Origin of the sequence: Polynucleobacter sp. HIN5 (assembly GCF_030297555.1) — a bacterium.
Classification (GTDB): domain Bacteria; phylum Pseudomonadota; class Gammaproteobacteria; order Burkholderiales; family Burkholderiaceae; genus Polynucleobacter.
In genome coordinates this window covers 1505637-1528997 of the sequence record NZ_AP028136.1, presented here as the reverse complement: position 1 = coordinate 1528997, position 23361 = coordinate 1505637, and the positions used below count along the sequence as shown (strand labels likewise).

Here is a 23361-nt window from a genome sequence, read left to right as displayed (position 1 = left end):
GCATGATCGCAGTTAATCAGGGAGATTTATTTGGAGATGAGCGCCATTTCTAGTTTGCACGATGGATTGATCCAGTGGTTGGCCCACGGTTATTTGGACTGGGCTTGGTGGCAGATCGTGATCTTTACCCTGGTCATGACCCACATTACGATTGCCAGTGTTACGATTTTTTTACATCGTTGCCAGGCGCATCGAGCACTCGATCTTCATGCCATTCCCTCTCATTTCTTCCGGTTTTGGTTATGGCTCACTACTGGAATGGTAACTAAGGAGTGGGCCTCGGTTCACCGTAAACATCATGCGAAGTGCGAGTCCGTTGAAGATCCACATAGCCCGCAAGTTTTAGGAATCGATACTGTTCTTTTGCGCGGTGCAGAGCTTTACAAAGTCGAGGCAGCAAAGAAAGAGACACTGGAAAAATTTGGTCACGGTACTCCCGATGACTGGATTGAGCACAATCTCTATTCGCGCTTTACATGGCAAGGCGTTGGCCTGATGCTCATCATCGATTTATTTTTATTTGGTGCGATTGGCGCAACCGTTTGGGCTGTGCAAATGCTCTGGATCCCCATTACTGCCGCAGGCGTCATTAATGGAATCGGCCACTATTGGGGATATCGGAACTACGACTGTGAGGATGCATCAACCAATATCGTGCCTTGGGGTATCCTGATTGGTGGAGAAGAACTTCATAACAATCACCATACGTATGCAACGAGCGCCAAGTTATCGAATAAATGGTACGAGTTTGATATTGGCTGGGTTTACATATGCGCCTTGCGCTCACTCGGTTTGGCAAAGGTGAAAAAAGTCCCTCCCAAGCCCGTTCTTTCTGAAGTGCGTCCTGCGGATGATAAAACCTTAGAGGCTATTATTGCTAATCGCTACGAGATCATGGCGCGTTATAGCAAGACCCTAAAGCAGTGCATTGCAAATGAGTTTCAGCACATGCAGGAATTTGCATCGCACCTGAAGGATGCGCGCGATTGGCTTTATAAGGATGAAGCTAAATTGACAGTGCGTGAGAAAGAAAAACTCGAAGAACTTATGAAAACCAATTCTCAGTTGCGCAAGATGATTGAGATGCGTCGTGAGCTGCATGCAATTTGGGGGCGCTCAAACGCCACTCGTGAGCAATTGCTGGGACAGCTGCGTTCATGGTGTAATCGGGCCGAAGAGGCTGGTCCACACTCCCTCAAGGAATTTTCGCTTCGCTTGCGGCGCTACTCTAATCCAGCCTAATAAAAAACCCGTTCATATGAACGGGTTTTTAGTTTTGACGTTAAGACGAATTACTTAATCTTAGTTTCTTTATAAGCAACGTGCTTACGAGCTTTTGGATCAAACTTCATGATCTCCATTTTCTCGGGTTTGGTGCGTTTGTTTTTAGTGGTAGTGTAAAAGTGACCAGTACCTGCGGTCGACTCTAACTTGATTTTCTCGCGTGCGCCTTTAGCCATTACTCAGTCCTTAAACTTGTCCGCGGGCACGAAGATCTGCCAAAACAGAATCAATACCATTCTTGTCAATTAAACGAAGTCCGGCGTTGGTTAAGCGTAAGCTAACCCAACGATTTTCAGACTCAACCCAGAAACGACGATTTTGCAAATTAGGCAAAAAGCGACGCTTTGTTTTGTTGTTTGCATGGGAAACATTGTTGCCGACCATCGGCTTTTTCCCAGTGACTTGGCAAACTTTTGCCATGACACACTCCTTCAGTACGAAAAACATCGATTGTAGCAGGCATCTGGTCTTTGGCGCTAGAGTTTCCTCACTATTCCGACTGGATCACGGCAAAAAGTTAGTAAACACTCTCATTTATAGGCCTTTCTATTAAACCTGCATCCGAAAATGAGAAAAAACCATGCTTTGCCACGATGCAATGGTCCAGGAGCGCAATATTGACCCAGCGGAGTGCTTGCCTTAGTTCGTGGGTAATGGCCTCATCATTGGGGCTGGGAAGTGGGTTGCCCCCAGGGTGGTTGTGGGCAATCACCAGGGCGCTAGCATTTCGATTAAGACATTCTTTAATGATTTCTCTGGGGTAAATGGCGGTTTGATCAATCGATCCCCGAAAGAGCTCTTGGCACTCGATGAGGCGATTGCTGTTGTCTAAATACAGACAAAGAAATACCTCGTGCTCCAGTCTGGCAATTTTGGTTTGTAAAAACTCCCTGACTTGGGTTGAGGATGAGAATATCGCTTGTTGAGAGAGGCTTTCATGAAGGCAGCGTTTCACCAGCTCATAAGCGGCCTTGATTTGAGCCCATTTTGACGGCCCTATCCCATGGCAGCGGTAAATATCAGAAACAGGTGCGTTCACGAGGCCTTGCATCCCTCCGAATTGACTGAGCAAATCTTGTGCCAATGAAACAGCGCTTTTACCTTTAACCCCAGACCGCAGAAAAATAGCTAAGAGCTCAGCATCAGATAGGGAGGCGGCGCCTTGGCGGATTAATTTCTCACGGGGCTGTTGTGCTTTTGGCCATTGCGAGATTGGGTGATTCTGTGTCTCTCTGGCTACAATGGCAGCATGAGTGAGCCTACCGTTTCCCCCGATTCTTTCTTGACCATCAACTATCGATTGACCCTCCCTGGCGGGGAGGATTACATCAACACCTTCGACGATCGGCCGGCGACGATGCAATTGGGTACGGGTCAATTCGCCCCCTGTTTTGAGAGGGTTTTACTTGGCGCGAAAGTTGGTGAAATGCGCTCGGCTGTTCTAAGCCCGCAAGATGCGTTTGGGGAGCACAAGCCCGAGCTCATCCAGTGGGTGGGTATGGATGTATTGTTAGCCAATACCGATGAAGTTCCAGAATTTGCCCCGGGCGATATGATTGAATTTAATGCGCCTAGCGGTGCACAATATGCAGGTGTACTGCAATCCATTAATGAGGAGGGTGCGTGGTTTGATTTCAACCACCCTCTCGCAGGTAAGCAGTTAAGTTTTGAAGCAGAAATTATTGCCATTTTGTAATCAAGATCCATGCAAAGTAATCCTTTACCGTCTGAAAGTGCTGAAATACTCTTGGCGCAGCCCAGGGGATTTTGTGCCGGCGTCGATCGAGCGATCAACATCGTGAACGAGGCTCTCAGTCGTTTTGGTGCACCGATTTATGTGCGTCATGAAATCGTGCATAACAAATATGTGGTTGATGAATTGCGTGCGAAGGGTGCCATATTTGTTGACGAGATCGATGAAATTCCGCGTGGAGCGATAGTGATCTACAGTGCCCACGGGGTTTCCCAGCAGGTTCGCCAAGACGCTGCCGAGCGAGGCTTGCAAGTGTATGACGCAACCTGCCCCTTGGTGACCAAAGTGCATGTTGAAGTGGTGAAGTTGTGCAAAGATGGGTTTACGGTATTCATGATTGGTCATGCTGGCCACCCAGAAGTTGAGGGAACCATGGGACAGGTTGATAGTGGAATTGTTTTGATTGAAAACCTGACCGATGTAGAAAAACTCAATTTTTCTGCTGATGAGCGTTTAGCATTTGTGACCCAAACGACTCTTTCGGTGGATGAAACGAAAGAAATTGTGAATGCACTCACCAAAAAATTCCCCAAAATTATTCAACCAAAAAAGCAGGATATTTGTTACGCTACTCAAAATCGACAAGATGCCGTGAAATTCATGGCGCCCCAAGTTCAATTGGTGATTGTCGTGGGAAGTAAGGCGAGCTCGAATTCTAATCGTCTGCGCGAATTGGCTGAAAAATTAGGCGTACCGGCCTACATGGTTGATGCGCCCGATCAGCTTCGCCCCGAATGGTTTGAAGGTAAGAAGCGTGTTGGTTTAACCGCAGGTGCATCTGCACCAGAGAGTCTCGCGCAAGCGATCGTGGCTCGTATTCAAGAGTTTGGTCCACGTCACATTCGATCTTTGGATGGGGTTGTGGAGGATGTAACCTTCTCTTTACCAAAAAACCTGACGCATCCTGTTTAATCTCTATTCATTCACTTGGAGGATTTGCCCATGAAACCATATCAAAGGGTGTTTTCATATAGCGTACTTTCGCTTACAACAGTTGGATTATTAGCAGCTTGTGGAGGCAAGGCCAATGATGGCGACGTGAAGATTGGTCATGTGGCTCCACTGACTGGATCCATTGCGCATATGGGTAAGCAAAATGAAAACGGTGCAGTTTTGGCGGTTGAGGAAATCAACAAGGCGGGGCTAACCATCAATGGTAAGAAGGTGGTGCTAAAGCTAGTTCCGGAGGATGATGCCGCGGATCCCAAGACCGCTACTCAAGTTGCTCAAAAATTAGTTGATGCGAAAGTCGTAGCAGTGGTGGGTCACTTAAACTCTGGGACCACGATTCCTGCATCAAAGATTTACCATGATGCTGGCATTGCCCAAATTTCTCCATCGGCAACTAATCCTGAATATACCAAGCAGGGCTTCAAAACCGCTTTTCGTTTGGTGGCGACCGATGCGCAACAGGGCCCAGCTTTGGCCGATTATGTGGCCAAGAATTTAAAAGCAAAAGTGGTGGCAATCATTGATGATTCGACCCAATATGGCAAGGGCCTTGCTGACGAGTTTGAGAAAACGGTCAAAGCAGCTGGTATTAAAGTATTGCCCCGCGAGGCGACCAATGACAAGGCAACTGACTTTAAGGCCATTCTCACTAAAGTGAAGGCCGGTAAGCCTGATGTCATCATGTATGGCGGAATGGATGCCACGGGTGGCCCCTTAGCTAAGCAGGCCAAGGAGTTGGGGATCAAAGCCAAAATTGTGGGTGGCGACGGAATTTGTACCGATAAATTAGCCGAACTGGCTGGTGACGCAATTAACAACGTGGTTTGCTCAGAAGCAGCTATGGCTCTTGCAAAAATGGAAGCGGGCCCAGAGTTCCAGAAGAAATATAAAGAGCGCTTCAATATCGATGTCGATATCTATGCACCATTTTCCTATGATGCGGTTTATGTAATTGTGGATGCGATGAAACGGGCTAACTCAGTTGAGTCAGCGAAGATCCTGGCTGCTATGCCGCAAACGCAAATCAAGGGTTTGATTGGTAACATTGCTTTTGATGGTAAAGGCGATCTCAAAGAGAGTGTTATCACGCTGTACGATTACAAGGACAAGAAGAAGTCAGTCCTCGATATTATTAAGATCCAATAAGACAATAAGCACCCACTGCGGTGCTTATTTTTTATAGGCTGACTGTTGATGGATATTCTGCTGCAGCAGATTTTGAATGGCCTAGTACTGGGCAGTATCTATGCTTTGATTGCATTGGGCTACTCCATGGTCTATGGGATCTTGGGAATCATTAATTTTGCCCATGGCGAAGTTCTCATGATCGGAGCCATGGTATCGCTCACCCTGATTACGCTGATTACGCAATTACCACTGGGTTTGCCACCATGGGTAGTATTGGTTCTAGTTTTATTGATGACCATGGCCGTGTGCGCCATGGTCAGCTATTTGATTGAGCGTTTTGCCTATCGGCCGTTGCGCCATGCACCTCGTTTGGCACCATTGATTTCTGCGATTGGCGTCTCGGTTTTATTACAAACTTTGGCCATGATGATCTGGTCACGCAATCCCATGACCTATCCACAGCTATTGCCCTCAACACCTATCGATGTCTTTGGTTTAGGGGCAACCATTACGGGTAAGGAAATTGTGATTATTATTACGTCCTTTTCGGTCATGGCTTTATTGCTCTTGATTGTCCAAAAGACCAAGCTCGGACGGGCGATGCGCGCAACTGCTGAGCAACCGAATGTGGCTGCACTAATGGGCGTTAATCCCAACCAGGTCATTTCGATCACGTTTATGTTGGGGGGTGCACTTGCGGCCCTTGCTGGGATCATGATGGCAACTAATTACGGCAATGTGCATTTCTCAATGGGATTTATTCCTGGATTAAAAGCCTTTACGGCTGCAGTGCTGGGAGGCATCGGCAATATTCAGGGGGCGATGTTAGGTGGACTCTTACTTGGTCTGATCGAGGCAATTGGGGCTGGATACATTAGCGATTGGACTGGAGGTCTCTTAGGGTCTAACTATCAAGATATTTTTGCCTTCATGGTTTTAATCTTAGTGTTGGTATTTAGGCCTCGCGGTTTATTGGGTGAGCGAGTATCGGATCGTGCTTAAACAACTTTTTTATCGCACATCTCGTCGTGATCAACAACGATTTTGGGTTGTCAGTGCGATCATATTATTAGCGCTACCATGGATTGTGGGCTCGGTTGGCGGCAACTACTGGGTTCGCGTTTTGGATTTTGCCTTGCTGTACATCGTTCTCGCATTAGGCCTCAATGTGGTGATTGGTTTTGCGGGCTTACTTGATTTGGGCTACATCGCTTTTTATGCAGTAGGCGCCTATAGTTATGCTTTGCTGGCCTCGCCCCATCTCACCACCCAATTTCCTGCGATTGCCGCACTTTTTCCTGCAGGACTTCATTTTCCATTGTGGGGCGCACTCATCCTCTCTTTTGGCCTAGCTGCGATCTTTGGAGTGCTTCTAGGATTTCCAACGTTAAAGTTACGCGGCGATTATTTGGCGATTGTGACCTTAGGGTTTGGGGAAATTATTCGGATCTTCTTAAATAATCTGGATCGCCCCCTTAATTTGACAAATGGGCCTAAGGGGATTGGCAACATTGATCCAATTGACCTCTTTGGTATCAAGCTCTCAAAGCCAATCAGCATCTGGGGCCTAGAGATTCCTTCGCTGTATTTACTCTTCTATTTTTTCTTAATCCTTGCCGTACTGGTTGCTTTGGTTTGCTCACGTCTAGAGCATTCCCGCATTGGTCGCGCATGGGTAGCGATTCGTGAGGATGAGATCGCCGCGGAAGCAATGGGCATTGAGACTCGTAATATGAAATTACTGGCATTTGCGATTGGCGCAAGTTTTGCAGGTGCCGCAGGGGTATTATTTGCCGCCTTTCAGGGCTTTGTGTCGCCTGAGTCGTTCACCCTATGGGAATCCATTGTGGTTCTAGCCATGGTGGTGATGGGCGGTATGGGGCATATTCCCGGGGTGATTCTTGGGGCAATCTTACTCGCTGTTTTCCCTGAACTCTTGCGTAGCATCGCTGCCCCCATTCAGCAGTTTCTCTTTGGATCGGTCCTCGTCGATACCGAAATTATTCGTCAGTTACTGTATGGCTTAGCGCTGATCCTCATCATGCTCTATCGACCCAATGGCATTTGGCAAAAACCGGACACCTTGAAAGCCTCAAACGGATGAGCGATCTTTTAACGATTTCTGGAGTATCGAAGCGCTTTGGAGGCATTCAGGCGCTTGATGATGTGGGCATTCGTGTGCGCGCTGGAGCAATTGGAGGACTGATTGGTCCCAATGGAGCTGGCAAGACCACTTTCTTTAATGTCATCACCGGCTTATATCCGGCCGATCAGGGAACATTTGAGCTCCAGGGCCGGCCGTATTCTCCCCATTCAGTATCTCAGGTCACCCAAGCAGGTATTGCTAGAACCTTTCAGAACATTCGCTTATTTAAAGAGATGACTGCACTAGAGAACGTCATGGTGGGATGCCATTGCCGCTCCTCGATTGGGATGTGGGGCGCTATCTTGGGTACGCAATCCAATCGCCGTGAAGAGCGCGCTATCCGTGAAAAATCACTTGCCTTGCTCGCGTATGTTGGCTTGCAAGACTACACGCGGCATAAGGCTAAAAATTTATCCTACGGCTACCAACGACGTCTTGAAATTGCGCGCGCCTTAGCTACTGAACCGATTTTATTGGCTCTTGATGAACCGGCAGCCGGGATGAATGCAAGCGAGAAGCTGGAACTAAAAGAATTAATCCTAAAGATCCGAGCTGATGGCAAAACTATTTTGCTCATTGAGCACGATGTGCATCTCGTAATGAGTCTTTGTGATCATTTGACGGTGCTTGATTATGGCAAGGTGATTGCCGATGGATTGCCCGATGCGGTACGCAGTCATCCAGAGGTGATCCGAGCTTACTTGGGCGGGGCGGCAGCATGAGCACAACACCTCTTTTAGAGCTCAAGCATCTAAAGTTGTCGTATGGAGGAATTGCCGCCGTTAAAGGGATTGATTTTTATATTAACGCTGGAGAGTTGGTTACCTTGATCGGCGCAAATGGTGCGGGCAAAACAACGACGCTAAAAGTAATCGCTGGCCTTCTCAAGCCAAGCGCCGGATCGATTCAATTCTTAGGGCACGCCATAGGGGGGCGGCCGGCCTATGAGTTGGCCGAGCTTGGGATTGGATTGGTGCCAGAAGGCCGGGGGGTGTTCGCCAGAATGACCATTTTGGAGAACCTGCAAATGGGTGCGTACATCCGCCAGGGTTCTCAATTGTCGGAGAGTATTGACCGCGACATTGAGGTAGTACTGGCAACCTTTCCGCGCCTGCGCGAACGTTTGTCGCAATTGGCTGGCACCCTCTCTGGTGGTGAGCAGCAAATGGTAGCGATGGCTCGGGCCATGATGGCTAAGCCAAAGCTTCTCTTATTGGATGAGCCCTCGATGGGGCTGGCACCACTGATGGTAGAAACCATTTTTGAGGTGATTCAAAAGCTCAATCAGCAGGGCATGACGATTTTGCTCGTCGAGCAAAATGCCCGCTTGGCCTTATCCATGGCAGACCGAGCGTATGTGATGGAGAGTGGAGCGATTACCTTATCGGGATCAGCCGATCAGTTATTCAATGACGACCGGGTCCGTGAAGCGTATTTGGGTGTGGATATAAAAACTAAAGAGGCCAAAGAGACTTAAGTCAGTTTCTTTAGCAAGACCCGCAAGGTAGCACACATCGTGAGGATTTCCTCTTCGGTGACATTGAGTGCAGGCATAAAGCGCAGTAGATCGGGTCTAGGCGAATTAATCAGTAAGCCCTCGGGCTCGTAATCTCTTGCAAGCTCGACCAAGGAGGGGCCGATATCTTTACCGAGCATGAGAGCCCGAAGAAGACCTTTGCCACGCTCGCCTTTTAGCCCGAACTCAGAGCAAAGTTTCAGTAATTCACTTTGCAGGAATGCTCCTTTTTGAATCACTGAGTCCAAAAAGCCAGGAGCTAAGAGTTGTTCAATCACACTAATCCCGACCGCAGTCATCAAAGCATTGCCGTTGTAGGTACCACCTTGGTCGCCAGGCACAAAGCAGGCGACTGCATCGGTGCATAAAAGGGCCGCGAGTGGCACGCCTCCACCAATTCCTTTACCAAGGGTCATGATGTCGGGCTCAATCCCAAAGTGTTGGTAGGCAAACAATTTACCGGTTCTTCCAAAACCAGCCTGCACTTCATCAACGATGAGCAATAGATTGCGTTCTTTAGTGAGCTGGCGCAGTTCTTTCATGAAGGCATCATCAGCAGGAATGACGCCACCTTCACCCTGGACAGGCTCAAGCATGACGGCAACCGTTTGATCGGTGATGCAGCGCTTAACCGATTCAATATCATTGAGATCAGCCTTCGGAAAGCCTGGCACTTGGGGGGCAAAGAGAGTATCCCAGCCCGGCTTGCCCGATGCACTCATCGTTGCTAAGGTCCGCCCATGAAAACTATGATCAAAGGTAATAATTTCATAAGCACCGCCTTTGTGGATTTGCCCCCACTTTCTGGCAAGCTTAATAGCGCCCTCATTGGCTTCGGCGCCACTATTAGCAAAAAATACTTTGTTAAAGCAGCTATGGCTCGTCAGTAAATCGGATAACCGAATCATCGGTTCGTTATAGAACGCTGGACTAGGGTTAATTAATTTCTGAGCTTGCTCATTTAACGCAGCAACAATGCCAGGATTGCAGTGCCCCAAGCAATTCACGGCCCATCCTTGGAGGAAGTCCAAGTAGCGCTTGCCATTTTGATCAACCAACCACGAACCCTTACCCTCCATCATGATGATGTCGGGCCGCTTGGTGATATACATCACCGAATGGGCATCAACAGGACGGGGATCAGAAAGTTGATTCATAGCACAATCATACAAAAGATCGGTGTAAAAAGGGAATTCAGCCCAAAGATCATGGAATTAGGCATGCGCTAGATCAGCTTCGCTGGTAAACGAGTCAGCATAAAACTCATCCTCGGGCAGGCCGCATTGCTCTACAAAATCCGTTTGGGCCGATTGAATCACAATCGGGGCACCACAGGCATAGACTTGGAATGCACTGAGATCTGGGAAGTCTGCCATTACAGCGTGATGAACAAAGCCTGTCCGGCCGGTCCAGTGATCCTCAGGTAAGGCGTCGGCAATAACCGGAATGTAATGGAAGCGAGGCAGGGTGCTAGCAAACTCCTGGCAAAGAGTATCCATGTAGAGATCTTTGGGGCGTCGACCGCCCCAGTAGAAATAGATCTCACGATCAATTTTCTTTTCACGCATGTGTAGCAGAATGGATTTGATCGGCGCAAAGCCCGTACCGGATGCTAAGAAAATAATTGGTTTCTGAGTGTCTTCACGCAAGAAAAAACTTCCTTGGGGACCTTCAAAACGCAAGATATCTTTTTCTTTGATTGATTTTCCATCCGCCCCTTGACCAAAGAGGGGGTCAGTAAAGAGACCGCCTGGCAGATGGCGAATATGCAACTCAATGGGGCCCTCTTGATGCGGCGCGCTGGCAATCGAATACGCACGACGCTTATTGTCTTTAAGTAAAAACTCCAGATACTGACCGGCTAAAAATTGAAAACGTTCACTTGCAGGCAGTTGCAGTTGCAGAATTGCAACATCATTGCTTGGATATGTAATCACCTGAATCCGACAGGGTACTTTGCGCACAGGAATATCCCCTCCGCCCTGGATTTCGCGAACATCAATCAGCACATTGGATTTTGGGTGGGCACAGCACAAAAGGGTCGCCCCCGCGGTTTCGTCGAGGGCGCTCAGGGCACTTTGGCTGTGGTCTCCATGCTCCATTCGGCCTTCGAGCACTTTTCCCTTGCATGAGCCACAGGCGCCATTTTTGCAGCCATAGGGTAGTTGAACGCCCTGGCGGATGGCCGCTTCCAGAACAGTCTCATCCTCTTCCACTGTGAATGTTCTGCCACTCTTTTTTAGTTCCACCTGGTACTGCAATTCCACTTCTCCCAATAAATCATTACGATGTTAATTCTATGATGTCCAAATCCAGCCAATTTCGTCGTCCCCGTATCCTCATCATTGGATGCGGTGATATCGGTATTCGGGTTGCGCAGCAACTGCAAGGACATACGCTCGCTCAATCGCAAAGTCGACCCAAGATCTTCGCATTAAGCAGCAGTCCTGAGCGCTTTGCCGAGCTTCGAAAGCATGGCATCACACCCATTAAGGGAAATCTTGACCACTCTGAGACTTTATGGCGAATTGCCCATTTAGCAACAACGGTCATTCATCTAGCTCCACCAGCGCAAGATGGTGAGTTCGATCAACGCACCCGCAATTTAATACAAATTTTATCCCAGCAGGGGCGTTCTGTCAGACGTCTGGTCTACATCAGTACGACCGGAGTGTACGGCAATTGCAATGGTGATTTTGTCGACGAGACTAGTCAACTACAACCTACCAGTCTGCGGGCGAAGCGACGCGTTGATGCAGAGCAAACACTCCGTTATTGGGCAGCTTCACAAGGTGTTGCATTAACCATTTTGCGTGTGCCTGGAATTTATGGACCCAATCGCTTACCGATCGAGCGCTTAAAAAACAACACCCCTGCTTTGCAAGAGCCATTTGATGCGTATTCGAACCATATTCATGCGGACGATCTTGCTCGGCTCATCTGCGCGGCCTTATTTATCGGTAAACCGCAACGCGTGATTAATGCATGCGATGGTAGTGAGCAAAAAATGGGCGATTATTTTGATGAGGTTGCCAGCGCATTGCATTTGCCAAAGCCCCAGCGATTGCCGCCCGATGAAGTGCGTGCTCGGGTGGGCCCCATGATGTGGTCATTCATGGCTGAGTCACGGCGAGTGCGTAATCAACGAATAGGGGAACTAAAGCGTCCCCTGAAATACCCTCGGGTCAAGGACTATTTAAAAACCTTGTAATTATTTCCAGCTGTCTTTTAGACCAACGCTGCGATTAAAGACTAACTTTCCTGGTACGCTATCTTTGCGATCAACCACAAAGTAGCCATGCCGCTCAAATTGAAAGCGATCTTCAGGCTCGGCGCTCTGCATACTGGGTTCCACATAGGCCTGAATCACCTTTTTGGAATCCGGATTGATAAAGCTCAGAAAATCATTATCACCGCTATCGGGGTGTGGATCGGTAAATAAATGCTCGTATAAACGAACCTCAACGGGTACAGCTTCTTTAGCATTAATCCAGTGTATGTTCCCCTTCACCTTGTAATTATTAGAGTCCGGTGTACCACTTTTGCTATCAGGGAAATAGCGAGCATGAACCTCAGTGACCTTACCTTGGTTATCGAGTTTGACGCCAGTACACTCGATGACAAAGCCATGACGTAAGCGTACGCGCCCACCAGCAACTCCATCCTTGGGTGGGAAAAGACGGAAAAACCCTTTTTCTGGATTCATCTGAAAATCATCGGCTTCAATCCACAGCTCACGCCCAAAATGAAACTCGCGTTTGCCCCATTCGGGATGATGTGGATGCTTGGGAGCCGAACAGGGTTCTTTTGCGGCATCATCATAGTTTTCAATTACGAGTTTTAGTGGAGCTAAGACTGCGCTGGCGCGAGGAGCCCGCGCATCTAAATCATCGCGTAAGGCTTGCTCGAGAACACTCATATCAATCCAGCTATCGGCTTTGGATACGCCAATTCGCTCACAAAATAAACGAATACTTTCTGGCGTATAACCGCGACGGCGGATTCCGACGATGGTGGGCATGCGAGGATCGTCCCAGCCGTCAACGCGTTCTTCCTCGACGAGTTGCAGGAGTTTACGCTTACTCGTAATGGTGTACGTGAGATTGAGTCTGGCAAATTCGTATTGATGGGGTAAGGGACCGCCAAATACTCCGCACTCTTTCAGACTGTTGAGAATCCAATCATAGAGCGGACGATTGTTTTCAAATTCGAGAGTGCAAATTGAGTGTGAAACATTCTCAAGCGCATCTGAAATACAGTGAGTAAAGTCGTACAAAGGGTAAATGCACCACTGATCGCCGGTGCGATGATGATGAGCATGACGAATACGATAAATGACTGGGTCACGCATCACGATATTGGGGTGAGTCATATCAATCTTTAGACGCACCACATGACTGCCATCGGGGAACTCACCGGCACGCATTTTCTCTAAAAGCGCGATGTTCTCGTCAGCCGAGCGATCTCGATAGGGGCTATTAACGCCCGGCGTAGAAAAGTTACCGCGATTTTGATGAATTTCCTCTGCGCTTTGACTGTCGACATAGGCTTTGCCATGGCGCATCAAGATTTGCGCAAACTCATAAAGGCGCTCGAAGTAATCACTGGCGTAATACAAATGTTCGACGCCTTTGTGGTGCCAATCAAACCCCAGCCAACGCACCGCATCTAAGATGCTGTCGACATACTCCACATCCTCTTTGGTGGGATTGGTATCGTCAAGTCGCATATGGCAGCGGCCACCCGAAGGCAGTGAATCATAGTCTCTCGCTAGGCCATAGTTGAGGCAAATACTTTTGGCGTGGCCAATATGCAAGTAGCCGTTAGGCTCTGGTGGAAAGCGGGTGACTACGGCCGGTAGGGGCTTACCATTTGCATCAACGCGATTGGCATAGATACCTTTAGCCAAATCATGATCAATGATTTGCCGTAAGAAGTTAGAGGGCTCAACCGGGTTTGCAGATTGCGTAGACATCCCAGTATTGTAGAGAAGACCGCTTGACTAGTTCTGGATGTCAAAAAATAAGGCCCGCAACAGCGGGCCAGATAAATAAACAAAGTAAATTTTAGGAAAGTCCTATAACTCCTCAGTAAATACTTCTTCACGACTCTTTTTAATCGCTGGAAGAGTAACAATTATCAGTAAAAGAGCAGCTGCAATCAAGAGGCTCAAAGAGAGCGGCCGAGTGACGAAGGTTGTAAAGTCGCCACGAGATAGTAGGAGCGCGCGACGGAAATTTTCTTCCATCATGGGACCCAATACAAAACCCAATAACAGTGGTGCCGGCTCGCAACCAAATTTAAAGAACATATAGCCAATGATTCCAAAACTTGCGGTCACAAAAATATCAAATATCGAGTTATTAACTGTATAGACCCCGATACAGCAGAAGACCAAGATCGCTGGGTAGAGCATGCGATACGGAACCTTCAAAAGCTTGACCCAAATACCAATTAGAGGGAGGTTGAGGAGGATCAGCATAATATTGCCGATCCACATGGATGCAATCAGACCCCAAAATAGGGTCGGATTGCTCGTCATTACCTGAGGGCCTGGTTGAATGTTATGGATAGTCATAGCGCCAACCATGAGGGCCATCACGGCATTGGGTGGAATACCAAGTGTTAATAAAGGGATAAATGAAGTTTGTGCTGCAGCATTATTTGCAGCTTCTGGTCCAGCAACGCCTTCAATCGCCCCTTTGCCAAATTCATCGCTGTGCTTTGACGCTTTTTTCTCAACGGTATATGCGCCAAACGCAGCTAGGGCAGCTCCACCACCAGGCAGAATACCGAGTAATGAGCCAATCGTAGTACCTCGCAAAATCGATGGAACCATTCGTTTGATATCCGACCATGCAGGAATTAGACTTGTTACTTTATTTAGAAAGGATTCGTCCGCACCCTTTTTCTCTAAGTTGAGCATGATTTCAGCAAAGCCAAAAACACCCATTGCAACTGAAACGAAACCGATACCATCGGTTAGCTGAGGAATGTCAAAGGAGTAACGTGCAACGCCTGAGTTCACGTCGGTACCAATGAGGCCAAGCAGCAGGCCTAATAAAATCATGCCAACCGCTTTAACTAGAGAGCCAGAGGCTAAGACCACAGCGCCAATTAATCCAAGAACCATCAGAGAAAAGTATTCAGCAGGACCAAATTTAAATGCAACTTCCGCAAGGGGTGCGGCAAAACCTGCCAAAATTAAAGTAGCGACACAGCCAGCAAAAAATGAACCCATGCCCGCAGTAAACAGAGCAACTCCTCCGCGTCCGCGTTTAGCCATTTGGTAGCCATCAATCGCGGTTACCACTGAGGATGTTTCCCCAGGGATGTTGAGTAAGATCGCCGTTGTTGATCCTCCATATTGCGAACCATAGTAAATACCGGCCAACATAATGAGCGCAGCAATTGGAGGTAGGGCATAGGTTGCTGGCAAAAGCATAGCGATCGTCGCAATCGGGCCAAGACCAGGTAAGACACCAATTAGAGTACCAAGCAAGCAACCGATGAAGCAGTACATGAGATTCTGCATCGTAAATGCAGTCTCGAAGCCCAATGAAAGATTATTTATTAATTCCATTTGTTATTCCGTTCAATCGGTTATTCGAGAAAGGTTGGGAGTAAAGGAAATTGCAGGTTTAATCCCTGTACAAATGCAAGATATGTAAAAGTCACTAAGAAAATTGCATTTAGTACCGTACTTTTCCAAGTAAATTCATGGCTCGCGCTAGCAGAAACGAGTACCAAAATAAAAATAGATAACATAAAACCGAGCGTTGGCAATAGCAATCCATAAAGGGCTACCGATCCTGCAATCCAAATCACAATTTTCCAATTCCAAGTACCGATATCCTCTTTCGTATTTTTGGATGACATTGATTTCAAAATAATGAAAAAGCCGAGAGCGGTTAGTAGTGCCCCAAGCCAAAATGGAAAGTAACCTGGACCCATTTTGGCAGCAGTACCCATTTTGTAATTCAAGGCATTAAGCGCAAAAAATAAACCAAAGACCATGTACATGATCCCAGCGCCAAAATCCTTTTTATTACGAATATTCAAAATTTGTCTCCTTTGTAGCAATTGCTGCCTTTTCGTAAAGGGCTATTTTTAGTCGATTTGTGATTGTAAGGGATTGAGTATGGGCATCTTTAAGGGTTTGCCCTAATTCTGTGCCAATGCGATAATTCTGCGGATGAAAGTCTCCGAAATCCGCCAAGCCTTCCTCGATTATTTTGCCTCCAAGGGTCACCAAATCGTGGCCTCCAGCCCTGTGGTTCCAGGGGATGACCCCACCTTGCTATTTACGAATGCTGGGATGAATCAATTTAAAGATGTCTTTTTGGGGTTTGATAAGCGACCCTATCAGCGGGCAACTACGGCTCAAAAGTGCATTCGTGCTGGCGGCAAACATAATGATCTTGATAACGTCGGATATACCGCTCGTCACCATACCTTCTTTGAGATGCTCGGTAATTTCTCGTTTGGGGATTATTTCAAAGAGGATGCGATTGAATTTGCTTGGGAGCTCCTAACCCAAGTTTTCAAATTACCCAAAGATAAGTTATGGGTCACCGTCTATGCCGAGGATGATGAAGCCTATGATATTTGGGCAAAAAAAATTGGCGTACCGAAAGAGCGTATCGTGCGCATTGGCGATAACAAGGGCGCACGTTATGCATCAGACAATTTTTGGATGATGGGTGACACTGGACCCTGTGGGCCATGCACTGAAATCTTTTATGACCATGGTCCAGAAATTGCTGGTGGCCCACCGGGTAGCCCGGATGAGGATGGCGATCGTTTCATTGAGATCTGGAATAACGTCTTCATGCAATTTAATCGCGATGAGGCCGGTGAGATGCATCCCTTGCCCAAGCCCAGTGTCGATACTGGTATGGGCTTGGAGCGGATTGCTGCTGTTTTGCAGCATGTGCACTCCAACTATGAAATCGATTTATTTGTTCATCTTCTGCAAGCGGCAAAGGACGCGGTTGATCGCGCCGGGGCAAATGGTTGTGATCTAGACAGCCCATCGCTGAAAGTGATTGCAGATCACATTCGCGCTTGCAGTTTTATTGTGGTCGATGGAGTCATTCCTGGAAACGCAGGGCGTGGATATGTATTGCGGCGCATTGCGCGGCGTGCTATCCGTCATGGGTATAAGTTGGGTGCAAGGCAAGCTTTCTTTCATCAGTTAGTACCCGCCCTGGTCGCTGAAATGGGCGATGCATATCCAGAGTTGCGCCAAGCGCAAGCGCGGGTCATGGATGTGCTCAAACAAGAAGAGGAACGTTTTTTCCAGACCATTGCCAATGGTATGGAGATCCTAGAAGCTGCGCTTCAAAATAACCAAAAAGTCTTAGATGGAGAAACCGCGTTTCGTCTGCACGATACATTTGGGTTCCCCCTTGATCTCACGGCTGATGTTTGTCGGGAGCGCGGAGTCAGTGTCGATTCAGCTGGCTTTGAGGCGGCCATGCAACGCCAACGTGATCAAGCACGGGCTGCCGGTAAATTTAAGATGGCTCAGGGCTTAGATTATCGGGGTGAACCCACTCAATTCTTGGGATACGAGCAAGTATTGATTGAGGATGCTCGCATCACCGCTTTGTATCGTGATGGTAGCCCAGTCGACTCGATTCGGCCGGGCGAAAGTGCAGTCGTGGTCCTCAATCGCACCCCGTTTTATGCGGAGTCTGGTGGTCAAGTCGGCGATCGTGGCGAGTTACGAACTGAGCAATCGCAATTCATCGTAGCGGATACCTTTAAGATCCAGGCCGATGTGTTTGGACATCAAGGCGAGCTTCAAGAAGGCGAGTTAAAGCTTGGGGATGTGGTTGAGGCGCGTGTGGATACGGGCTTGCGTGCCAAAACGATGCGCAATCACAGCGCGACCCATTTACTACACAAAGCTTTACGCGAGGTCCTTGGTGATCATGTTCAACAGAAGGGCTCCTTGGTCGATGCGGAGAAGACTCGATTCGATTTCACGCATACTGCCCCCATAACAAAAGCAGAGATCACTCGCATTGAGCAGATGGTCAATCATGAGATTTTGACCAATACAGCAACCACTGCCAATGTGATGGCTCTGGAGGATGCACAAAAGACTGGAGCCATGATGCTCTTTGGCGAAAAGTATGGTGAGCGTGTGCGCGTACTGGAAATTGGTTCATCTAAAGAGTTATGCGGCGGAACCCATGTCAAGAGAACAGGTGATATTGGCAGCTTTAAGATTATTTCTGAGGGCGGAGTGGCCGCTGGTATTCGTCGGATTGAAGCGGTGACCGGTACAAACGTAATGGATTTTGTTCACGGTCTTGAATCGAAGATGCAAGAGGCAGCACAATTATTAAAGACGGCTCCTCATGATCTGCCGCAACGTGTTAGCCAGCTGCAAGATCAACTCAAACATGTCGAGCGCGAGCTGGAGCGTATAAACGCTAAATTAGCCGCTAGCCAAGGTGAGGATTTGATTAACCAGGCAAAAGATTTACAAGGTATCAAAGTTTTGGCCGCTCAATTAGATTCAGCGGATGCCAAGGTATTGCGCGACACGATGGATGCCTTGAAAGCGAAATTAAAGTCAGCCGCGATTGTTTTGGCCGCGGTTCACGATGGCAAGGTAAGCCTCATTGCTGGGGTGACCAGTGATGCGACCAATCGGATCAAAGCGGGCGAACTCGTGAATTTTGTGGCCCAGCAAGTAGGCGGTAAGGGTGGCGGTAAGCCCGAAATGGCCATGGCTGGTGGTAGCGATCCCAGCGGTTTAAGTCAAGCGCTCGCTGCTGTCGATGCATGGGTTGCCGAGCGGATTTAGTGATTCGTCGCTAAAATGGTGTGAATTAGGAGAATGAAATGAGTGAAGCAAGCTCGATTGTGGTTCATCGCGAAGTGGACGCCATTGGCATGAACTGCCCTTTGCCTATTTTGCGTACCAAGAAAACTCTCGCAGAAATGCAAACCGGTGAGGTCTTAAAACTCAAGGCAACTGATTCGGGCGCGACGCATGATATTCCTGCCTTTTGTAAGCAAACCGGTAATGAACTCATCGCCACAGATAATGAGGGCGACACAATGGTGTTTTACGTCAAGCGACGTTAAGACGACCGAGTACTTCGACTCAGCATTTTTCTAGTAGCCTCGATTACTTGACTGGGCTCCAGCAGGTCAAGGCATTCACTTTTGCTATTGGCCGTATCAAAGCAGCCTGCCTTTCGGCAGGGAACACAATCGCCCGGACCTTGCAAGATACATACCTTGCCTACAATTTGGGTTCGATCCCGAAGTTGATAAGGGCGCTCACCAATAAAGTCATTGGGCCACGGGCCAAAATTAGTGGGTGGTGTGGGTCCAAATAAAGCAATCGTTGGGATTTCGCAGGCGGCGGCAAGATGCGTTACTGATGTATCGACACCGATATATAAAGCCGCACCATCTATCAAGGTTTTAACTTGGGGCAAGTTGAGCTGCCCTTTACTATCAACAACCGATGGTACGGCCTCGCGGTCGAGCAAGGAAAGAATATCTCGGTTGAGGGAGAGATCCTGCTCTGCAGGCGATGCACTCAAGACCACTTGATATTTTTGGGCGACAAGCTCTTTAATCAATTGAGCCCAATACGCCAAAGGCCAGCGCTTATAGCCATTGAGCGGACCTGGATGCATAACCACATACGGATGACATAGTTGGCTTTGTATTACCGGGGTAAGGACTTGGCCGATGGGAGGAGTCACCGAGATTGGATTTGCAAAAAGGTCGAGACCCTTGGCGCGGTAGAAGGGCTCGAGAAGCTTGAGTTTTTCAATAATGACGTGCTGATCAAAATAATCGACGGGAACTGAGTGCATGCAGACAAAGCGCTTCCATGCACTTTTTTGTCGGCTCTTTGGAGTATCTTGCACCACCACGCCAACTCGGCGAAGCGCTGCGAGTGAACCGAAAAAATAGGCTCGATCACTAGGCTGGGTGATGATCGCTAGATCGTAACGTTGGAACAAACGGTTAAAGAGTTTGAGATATTCCCAGGGATTGGGATGCTCGGAGGTTTCAATCAGTTCACGAACTTCCGGATTGCCCCTGAGCATATCGAGCTTACCGCGATAACCCAAGAAATCAAATTGAGCCTTAGGCCAAATTCGGCGAGCCGCTTGGATTAGGGGTGTGGTGACCAGTACATCACCAATTTGTCGCGTGGCGATAAAAAGAACTCGGCTTGGATCGTTCATACCTTGATACCAGCCTTGGCCATGATTTTTTCACGGACTCGCTGTGCATTCTCAGCAGCCTTGGACTGATCAGAGATTCGGTGAAACAGATGAAATACTTCGGTTGACCATGCACCAGATTGACGTCGAATGCCAGCTTGTTGCAAACGAAAGACAAAATCAGCATCTTCGTGACCCCAGCCAGTCATAGACTCATCAAAACCACCAATTGCCAGTGCATCCTCTTTCCAGCATGCCATATTGCAACCTTTAATGCGGCGCCAAACAAATTTCTGATAAATGCGCCATGCACCCGAACCCAATTTCAGCACGATGGGCCAGAACTTATTAATTCCACCATTTAAGCGATAGCTAATTAAATTGCTTTTGAAGGCTGCGAAGTTCCACTGTGGCCAACTTAGGATCTTTTGGGTTAATGATTCGCTAAGAAGTACGCGACTGCCAGTCACCATTATTCGCGGCTTGGCAAGCTGACGGTGACGCTTTACAAAATCAGGTTGCACAATGCAATCACCATCTAAGAATATGAGGTATTCACCTTGGGCGGCCCGGATGGCCTGATTAAGAATCATCGTTTTCCGGAACCCTTGATCCTCTTGCCACATATGTTGAATCGAGTGCTTGGAGCGCTCCTTCATTGAATGAATTAGCGTTGCGGTCTCTGGTTTTGAGCCATCGTCGGCGATGATGATCTCAAAGTTTCGATCGGTTTGAGTTTCTAATGATTCGAGACAAAAACGCAAAGCCTCAGGCCAGTTATAGGTGGCAAGTAGGATTGAGATTTTGAACATAAACGATCTTAGACCTTTGGGTTATGGGTTCGGGCCATTTGATGGAGTCGCCAAAGTTTCATGTAGCGATAATACGTGCCTTGCGCATTGGAGCATGCCAAGGAAAAGCCTTGAGGGCCATCTAAAAATCCAGCCCGTAAGAAATACGTTCGAATAAATGACCAGGCTCCATGCAAGATGGCTTTGATTGGACTCCCTGTTTTGCCTTTGGCAAATGCCTGTTGGGCGGAGTCGGTGGAATAGCGCTCCATTTTTGCTCTAACCTGCTCGGCGTTCATGAAACTGTAATGAAGCATCTGATGCTTAAGTTTGAGAACTGGCCCCTGTGGGATTAAACGTTCATGCACCAAATCAGAGGAGAACCGAGCCGTCCCTCGCTTAAAAAGGCGGTCAACGTAGTCGGGCGTCCAGCCGGAATGACGCATAAAGCGTCCGCAGTACCACGATAGGCGTGGGATGGCATAGCAATTGGCTTGCGGTTGACTAAGAACCGTTTTGATCTCCGCACGTAGTTCGGGGGTCAGGCGCTCATCGGCATCAAGCGATAGGACCCAATCGGAGTTTGCTAAGTCAAGAGCTCGGTTTTTTTGGGGGCCAAAGCCGGGCCAATCGTCGGGGGAGCTGATTAGCGCCCCATGGGCTTTGGCAATCTCCAGGGTTTTGTCAGTGCTTTGGGTGTCTACCACTACAATTTGGTCAGCCAGCCCGTCTAAGGAGGTTAAACAATCCCCAAGATTGGCTTCCTCGTTCCGAGTGATGAGTATGACTGATAAGGTGGGCATAATTCATTATATGAATGCTTCAGACCGTCAAGCCCTAAATCGATTAATTGGCTATTTGCGCCCCCATATCCGCCTAATTGTTGGCTCTTTATTGGCCATGGCGCTGGTTGCAGCCTCGGAGACCTCTATCCCGGCTCTGATGAAGCCCCTTTTGGACGATGGCTTTTCAGGAAAGATGAATGATCAACTATGGTTGGTCCCAGTCTTCCTGGTGGGCCTGGCTATTGTGCGCAGCGGGGCCCAATTTCTCTCTAACTATCTGCTAACCAAGGTCATTAGCAATATTTTGTTGAAGCTGCGTGAACAAATGTTTGCCAGACTTTTGCGCGCTAAGACCGAGTATTACCAAAAAACCACGGCCTCGAACTTAATTAATGCGGTGGTCTTTGAGGTCAATAATGTCCTATCGATTATGGGCGGTATGTTGATCAGTCTTGTGCGCGATCTACTCACCGTCATTGGCTTGATGGGGTATTTGTTGTATTTGAACTGGCGCTTAACCTTGGTGGTCTTTGTGATTTTCCCGATCATTGCCTATTTGATGAGTAAGATCAATAAGCGCTTGCGTAGCCTCAATCGTCAACAGCAGAGTATGACTAGTGAGTTAGCGTATGTAGTTGAGGAGGCCGCAGCCGGTCATAAGATAGTAAAGGTGCATGGCGGTGAAGACTATGAGATGCGCCGTTTTATGGAGAAAGCCGAGCAATTACGCAAGTTCACACTCAAGGCAGCGGTTGCTGGCGGATTAAATCAGCCCATTACCCAATTAGTTGCCTCGATGGCTTTATCAGTAGTCCTAGTCATTGCCATCATACAATCAGCGAGCCAGGGCGTGACGGTTGGTAGTTTTGCGGCGTTTATTACCGCGATGCTGTTAATTGTTTCCCCGCTCAAGCACTTGGCCGACATTAACCAGCCTTTGCAACGGGGACTTACTGCTGCCGAGATGATTTTCCAGTTGATTGATCAGCCGATTGAGGAGGAGAAGACACAAACATCGAATCTCAAGCGGCTTGAGAAGGCGAAGGGTGAAATTACGTTTGAAGATCTTTCGTTCTCGTACAACCAGGACGAGGGTCGAAAAGATGCCTTACGTAACATCAATCTCACGGTTAAGCCTGGCGAGGTGATTGCCTTTGTAGGACCCTCAGGCGGCGGCAAATCAACGCTGGTTAATTTGTTGCCGCGTTTTTATCAGCCCAAATCCGGTCGGATTGTGCTCGATCAAATTCCAATTGAGGAGATTGTATTAACTGATTTACGCAAACAAATCGCCTTTGTCAGCCAAGATGTCATTCTATTTAATGACACGATTGCAGCGAATGTTGCATACGGCTCGAGCACCGGTGATGATATTGATCGTGGTCGCGTGATTGAGGCATTAGAGGCAGCTAATTTGTCTAATTTACTGTCTGAGCTACCTGATGGCATTGATACGCAGATTGGGGATAATGGCAATCGCTTATCCGGGGGCCAGCGTCAACGCCTAGCGATTGCGCGTGCGATTTACAAAGATGCACCCATCCTGATTTTGGATGAGGCTACGTCAGCCCTCGATTCAGAGTCTGAGCGGCAAGTCCAGGAGGCGCTTGATCGGCTCATGGCCGGTAGAACCACTCTGGTCATTGCGCATCGGTTATCAACCATCGAGCATGCTGATAAGATTGCAGTGCTCGACCATGGTGAAATCGTGGAATACGGCCCACATCGGGAGCTCATTGCTAAGAATGGCTTGTATGCCGGTTTGCATCGTTTGCAGTTTAGCGAAGCAGGCTAAGA

23 protein-coding genes and 1 pseudogene are annotated in these 23361 nt (G+C 48.2%); 13 read left to right on the top strand and 11 right to left on the bottom strand.

The genetic code is table 11. The features are described from left to right. The first annotated feature begins 36 nt into the window (after positions 1–36). Positions 37–1242 (top strand): DesA family fatty acid desaturase, encoded by a 1206-nt coding sequence (locus tag QUE61_RS07705; protein WP_286306651.1) that lies wholly within the window; start codon positions 37–39, stop codon positions 1240–1242. 50 nt (positions 1243–1292) lie between these two features. Here the strand turns inward: QUE61_RS07705 and rpmG are convergent, their stop codons facing one another. From rpmG to radC, 3 genes are all read right to left on the bottom strand, one after another. Next, the gene (rpmG, locus tag QUE61_RS07700) at positions 1293–1460 is read right to left on the bottom strand and encodes a 50S ribosomal protein L33 (RefSeq protein ID WP_108508949.1); all 168 of its coding nucleotides are present in this window, start codon (positions 1458–1460) and stop codon (positions 1293–1295) included. Positions 1461–1470: 10 nt separating this feature from the next. Then, positions 1471–1704 carry a 50S ribosomal protein L28 gene (gene rpmB, locus QUE61_RS07695; protein WP_108508948.1) on the bottom strand — a complete coding sequence of 78 codons (234 nt, stop codon included), beginning with the start codon at positions 1702–1704 and terminating at the stop codon, positions 1471–1473. 97 nt (positions 1705–1801) lie between these two features. Beyond that, the gene (gene radC, locus QUE61_RS07690) at positions 1802–2497 is read right to left on the bottom strand and encodes a RadC family protein (protein WP_353506510.1); all 696 of its coding nucleotides are present in this window, start codon (positions 2495–2497) and stop codon (positions 1802–1804) included. A gap of 36 nt (positions 2498–2533) precedes the next feature. On the opposite strand from radC, the pseudogene QUE61_RS09555 reads away from it, so the two are divergent. From QUE61_RS09555 to QUE61_RS07655, 8 genes and pseudogenes are all read left to right on the top strand, one after another. After that, positions 2534–2701 (top strand): annotated as a pseudogene (locus tag QUE61_RS09555) (peptidylprolyl isomerase); the annotation flags it as partial. A 9-nt stretch (positions 2702–2710) separates the two neighbouring features. Then, on the top strand, positions 2711–2980 hold the full coding sequence (locus tag QUE61_RS09550; RefSeq protein WP_353506513.1) for an FKBP-type peptidyl-prolyl cis-trans isomerase: 270 nt from the start codon (positions 2711–2713) through the stop codon (positions 2978–2980). 9 nt (positions 2981–2989) lie between these two features. Further along, on the top strand, positions 2990–3949 hold the full coding sequence (gene ispH / locus QUE61_RS07680; protein WP_286306648.1) for a 4-hydroxy-3-methylbut-2-enyl diphosphate reductase: 960 nt from the start codon (positions 2990–2992) through the stop codon (positions 3947–3949). 30 nt (positions 3950–3979) lie between these two features. Then, a complete protein-coding gene (locus tag QUE61_RS07675) occupies positions 3980–5134 on the top strand; it encodes a branched-chain amino acid ABC transporter substrate-binding protein (RefSeq protein WP_286306647.1) in 1155 nt (384 codons plus the stop codon). A 48-nt stretch (positions 5135–5182) separates the two neighbouring features. Then, the gene (locus QUE61_RS07670; protein WP_286306646.1) at positions 5183–6118 is read left to right on the top strand and encodes a branched-chain amino acid ABC transporter permease; all 936 of its coding nucleotides are present in this window, start codon (positions 5183–5185) and stop codon (positions 6116–6118) included. Next, positions 6111–7220: an ABC transporter permease subunit gene (locus tag QUE61_RS07665; RefSeq protein ID WP_286306645.1), complete on the top strand. Its 1110-nt coding sequence runs from the start codon at positions 6111–6113 to the stop codon at positions 7218–7220. Before QUE61_RS07670 ends, QUE61_RS07665 begins: the two co-directional genes overlap by 8 nt. Continuing rightward, positions 7217–7984: an ABC transporter ATP-binding protein gene (locus tag QUE61_RS07660; RefSeq protein WP_286306644.1), complete on the top strand. Its 768-nt coding sequence runs from the start codon at positions 7217–7219 to the stop codon at positions 7982–7984. Before QUE61_RS07665 ends, QUE61_RS07660 begins: the two co-directional genes overlap by 4 nt. Then, positions 7981–8739, top strand: a complete 759-nt coding sequence (locus QUE61_RS07655) for an ABC transporter ATP-binding protein (RefSeq protein WP_286306643.1) — start codon at positions 7981–7983, stop codon at positions 8737–8739. The genes QUE61_RS07660 and QUE61_RS07655 overlap by 4 nt, the downstream gene beginning before the upstream one ends. On the opposite strand, the gene QUE61_RS07650 is transcribed toward QUE61_RS07655, so the two are convergent. Further along, positions 8736–9935 carry an acetylornithine transaminase gene (locus QUE61_RS07650; RefSeq protein ID WP_286306642.1) on the bottom strand — a complete coding sequence of 400 codons (1200 nt, stop codon included), beginning with the start codon at positions 9933–9935 and terminating at the stop codon, positions 8736–8738. The genes QUE61_RS07655 and QUE61_RS07650 overlap by 4 nt on opposite strands. 57 nt (positions 9936–9992) lie before the next feature. Continuing rightward, positions 9993–11039: a CDP-6-deoxy-delta-3,4-glucoseen reductase gene (locus QUE61_RS07645; protein ID WP_286308334.1), complete on the bottom strand. Its 1047-nt coding sequence runs from the start codon at positions 11037–11039 to the stop codon at positions 9993–9995. 38 nt (positions 11040–11077) lie between these two features. On the opposite strand from QUE61_RS07645, the gene QUE61_RS07640 reads away from it, so the two are divergent. Then, entirely contained in the window at positions 11078–11989 is a 912-nt protein-coding gene (locus QUE61_RS07640) for an SDR family oxidoreductase (protein WP_286306641.1), read from the top strand. Here the strand turns inward: QUE61_RS07640 and QUE61_RS07635 are convergent, their stop codons facing one another. From QUE61_RS07635 to QUE61_RS07625, 3 genes are all read right to left on the bottom strand, one after another. After that, positions 11990–13753, bottom strand: a complete 1764-nt coding sequence (locus QUE61_RS07635; protein ID WP_286306640.1) for a glutamine--tRNA ligase/YqeY domain fusion protein — start codon at positions 13751–13753, stop codon at positions 11990–11992. A 102-nt stretch (positions 13754–13855) separates the two neighbouring features. Next, positions 13856–15361 carry a tripartite tricarboxylate transporter permease gene (locus tag QUE61_RS07630; RefSeq protein ID WP_286306639.1) on the bottom strand — a complete coding sequence of 502 codons (1506 nt, stop codon included), beginning with the start codon at positions 15359–15361 and terminating at the stop codon, positions 13856–13858. Between the two features lie 20 nt (positions 15362–15381). Then, a complete protein-coding gene (locus tag QUE61_RS07625; protein ID WP_286306638.1) occupies positions 15382–15840 on the bottom strand; it encodes a tripartite tricarboxylate transporter TctB family protein in 459 nt (152 codons plus the stop codon). 133 nt (positions 15841–15973) lie between these two features. Here QUE61_RS07625 and alaS point away from each other — a divergent pair, with 133 nt between their 5' ends. After that, on the top strand, positions 15974–18601 hold the full coding sequence (alaS, locus tag QUE61_RS07620; protein ID WP_286306637.1) for an alanine--tRNA ligase: 2628 nt from the start codon (positions 15974–15976) through the stop codon (positions 18599–18601). Positions 18602–18657: 56 nt separating this feature from the next. Beyond that, complete coding sequence (locus QUE61_RS07615) at positions 18658–18885, top strand: sulfurtransferase TusA family protein (protein ID WP_108509395.1); 228 nt, start codon at positions 18658–18660, stop codon at positions 18883–18885. On the opposite strand, the gene QUE61_RS07610 is transcribed toward QUE61_RS07615, so the two are convergent. The 3 genes from QUE61_RS07610 to QUE61_RS07600 are packed head-to-tail and all read right to left on the bottom strand — an operon-like array spanning position 18882 to position 21582. Continuing rightward, positions 18882–20009 (bottom strand): glycosyltransferase family 9 protein, encoded by a 1128-nt coding sequence (locus QUE61_RS07610; RefSeq protein WP_286306636.1) that lies wholly within the window; start codon positions 20007–20009, stop codon positions 18882–18884. The two genes, QUE61_RS07615 and QUE61_RS07610, sit on opposite strands and share 4 nt — an antisense overlap. Beyond that, positions 20006–20800 (bottom strand): glycosyltransferase family 2 protein, encoded by a 795-nt coding sequence (locus tag QUE61_RS07605; RefSeq protein ID WP_286306635.1) that lies wholly within the window; start codon positions 20798–20800, stop codon positions 20006–20008. Before QUE61_RS07605 ends, QUE61_RS07610 begins: the two co-directional genes overlap by 4 nt. 8 nt (positions 20801–20808) lie before the next feature. Next, a complete protein-coding gene (locus QUE61_RS07600) occupies positions 20809–21582 on the bottom strand; it encodes a glycosyltransferase family 2 protein (RefSeq protein ID WP_286306634.1) in 774 nt (257 codons plus the stop codon). 10 nt (positions 21583–21592) lie between these two features. Here QUE61_RS07600 and msbA point away from each other — a divergent pair, with 10 nt between their 5' ends. Further along, complete coding sequence (gene msbA, locus QUE61_RS07595; protein ID WP_286306633.1) at positions 21593–23359, top strand: lipid A export permease/ATP-binding protein MsbA; 1767 nt, start codon at positions 21593–21595, stop codon at positions 23357–23359. The last annotated feature ends 2 nt before the right edge of the window (positions 23360–23361 follow it).

Coding starts and splice junctions, on each gene's coding strand:
- QUE61_RS07640 (WP_286306641.1), top strand. CDS start 11,078: ATGATGTCCAAATCCAGCCAATTTCGTCGTCCCCGTATCCTCATCATT.
- QUE61_RS07650 (WP_286306642.1), bottom strand. CDS start 9,935: ATGAATCAACTTTCTGATCCCCGTCCTGTTGATGCCCATTCGGTGATG.
- QUE61_RS07630 (WP_286306639.1), bottom strand. CDS start 15,361: ATGGAATTAATAAATAATCTTTCATTGGGCTTCGAGACTGCATTTACG.
- QUE61_RS09550 (WP_353506513.1), top strand. CDS start 2,711: ATGCGCTCGGCTGTTCTAAGCCCGCAAGATGCGTTTGGGGAGCACAAG.
- ispH (WP_286306648.1), top strand. CDS start 2,990: ATGCAAAGTAATCCTTTACCGTCTGAAAGTGCTGAAATACTCTTGGCG.
- rpmB (WP_108508948.1), bottom strand. CDS start 1,704: ATGGCAAAAGTTTGCCAAGTCACTGGGAAAAAGCCGATGGTCGGCAAC.
- alaS (WP_286306637.1), top strand. CDS start 15,974: ATGAAAGTCTCCGAAATCCGCCAAGCCTTCCTCGATTATTTTGCCTCC.
- QUE61_RS07655 (WP_286306643.1), top strand. CDS start 7,981: ATGAGCACAACACCTCTTTTAGAGCTCAAGCATCTAAAGTTGTCGTAT.
- rpmG (WP_108508949.1), bottom strand. CDS start 1,460: ATGGCTAAAGGCGCACGCGAGAAAATCAAGTTAGAGTCGACCGCAGGT.
- QUE61_RS07670 (WP_286306646.1), top strand. CDS start 5,183: ATGGATATTCTGCTGCAGCAGATTTTGAATGGCCTAGTACTGGGCAGT.
- QUE61_RS07675 (WP_286306647.1), top strand. CDS start 3,980: ATGAAACCATATCAAAGGGTGTTTTCATATAGCGTACTTTCGCTTACA.
- QUE61_RS07635 (WP_286306640.1), bottom strand. CDS start 13,753: ATGTCTACGCAATCTGCAAACCCGGTTGAGCCCTCTAACTTCTTACGG.
- QUE61_RS07605 (WP_286306635.1), bottom strand. CDS start 20,800: ATGTTCAAAATCTCAATCCTACTTGCCACCTATAACTGGCCTGAGGCT.
- msbA (WP_286306633.1), top strand. CDS start 21,593: ATGAATGCTTCAGACCGTCAAGCCCTAAATCGATTAATTGGCTATTTG.
- QUE61_RS07600 (WP_286306634.1), bottom strand. CDS start 21,582: ATGCCCACCTTATCAGTCATACTCATCACTCGGAACGAGGAAGCCAAT.
- QUE61_RS07610 (WP_286306636.1), bottom strand. CDS start 20,009: ATGAACGATCCAAGCCGAGTTCTTTTTATCGCCACGCGACAAATTGGT.
- QUE61_RS07705 (WP_286306651.1), top strand. CDS start 37: ATGAGCGCCATTTCTAGTTTGCACGATGGATTGATCCAGTGGTTGGCC.
- QUE61_RS07660 (WP_286306644.1), top strand. CDS start 7,217: ATGAGCGATCTTTTAACGATTTCTGGAGTATCGAAGCGCTTTGGAGGC.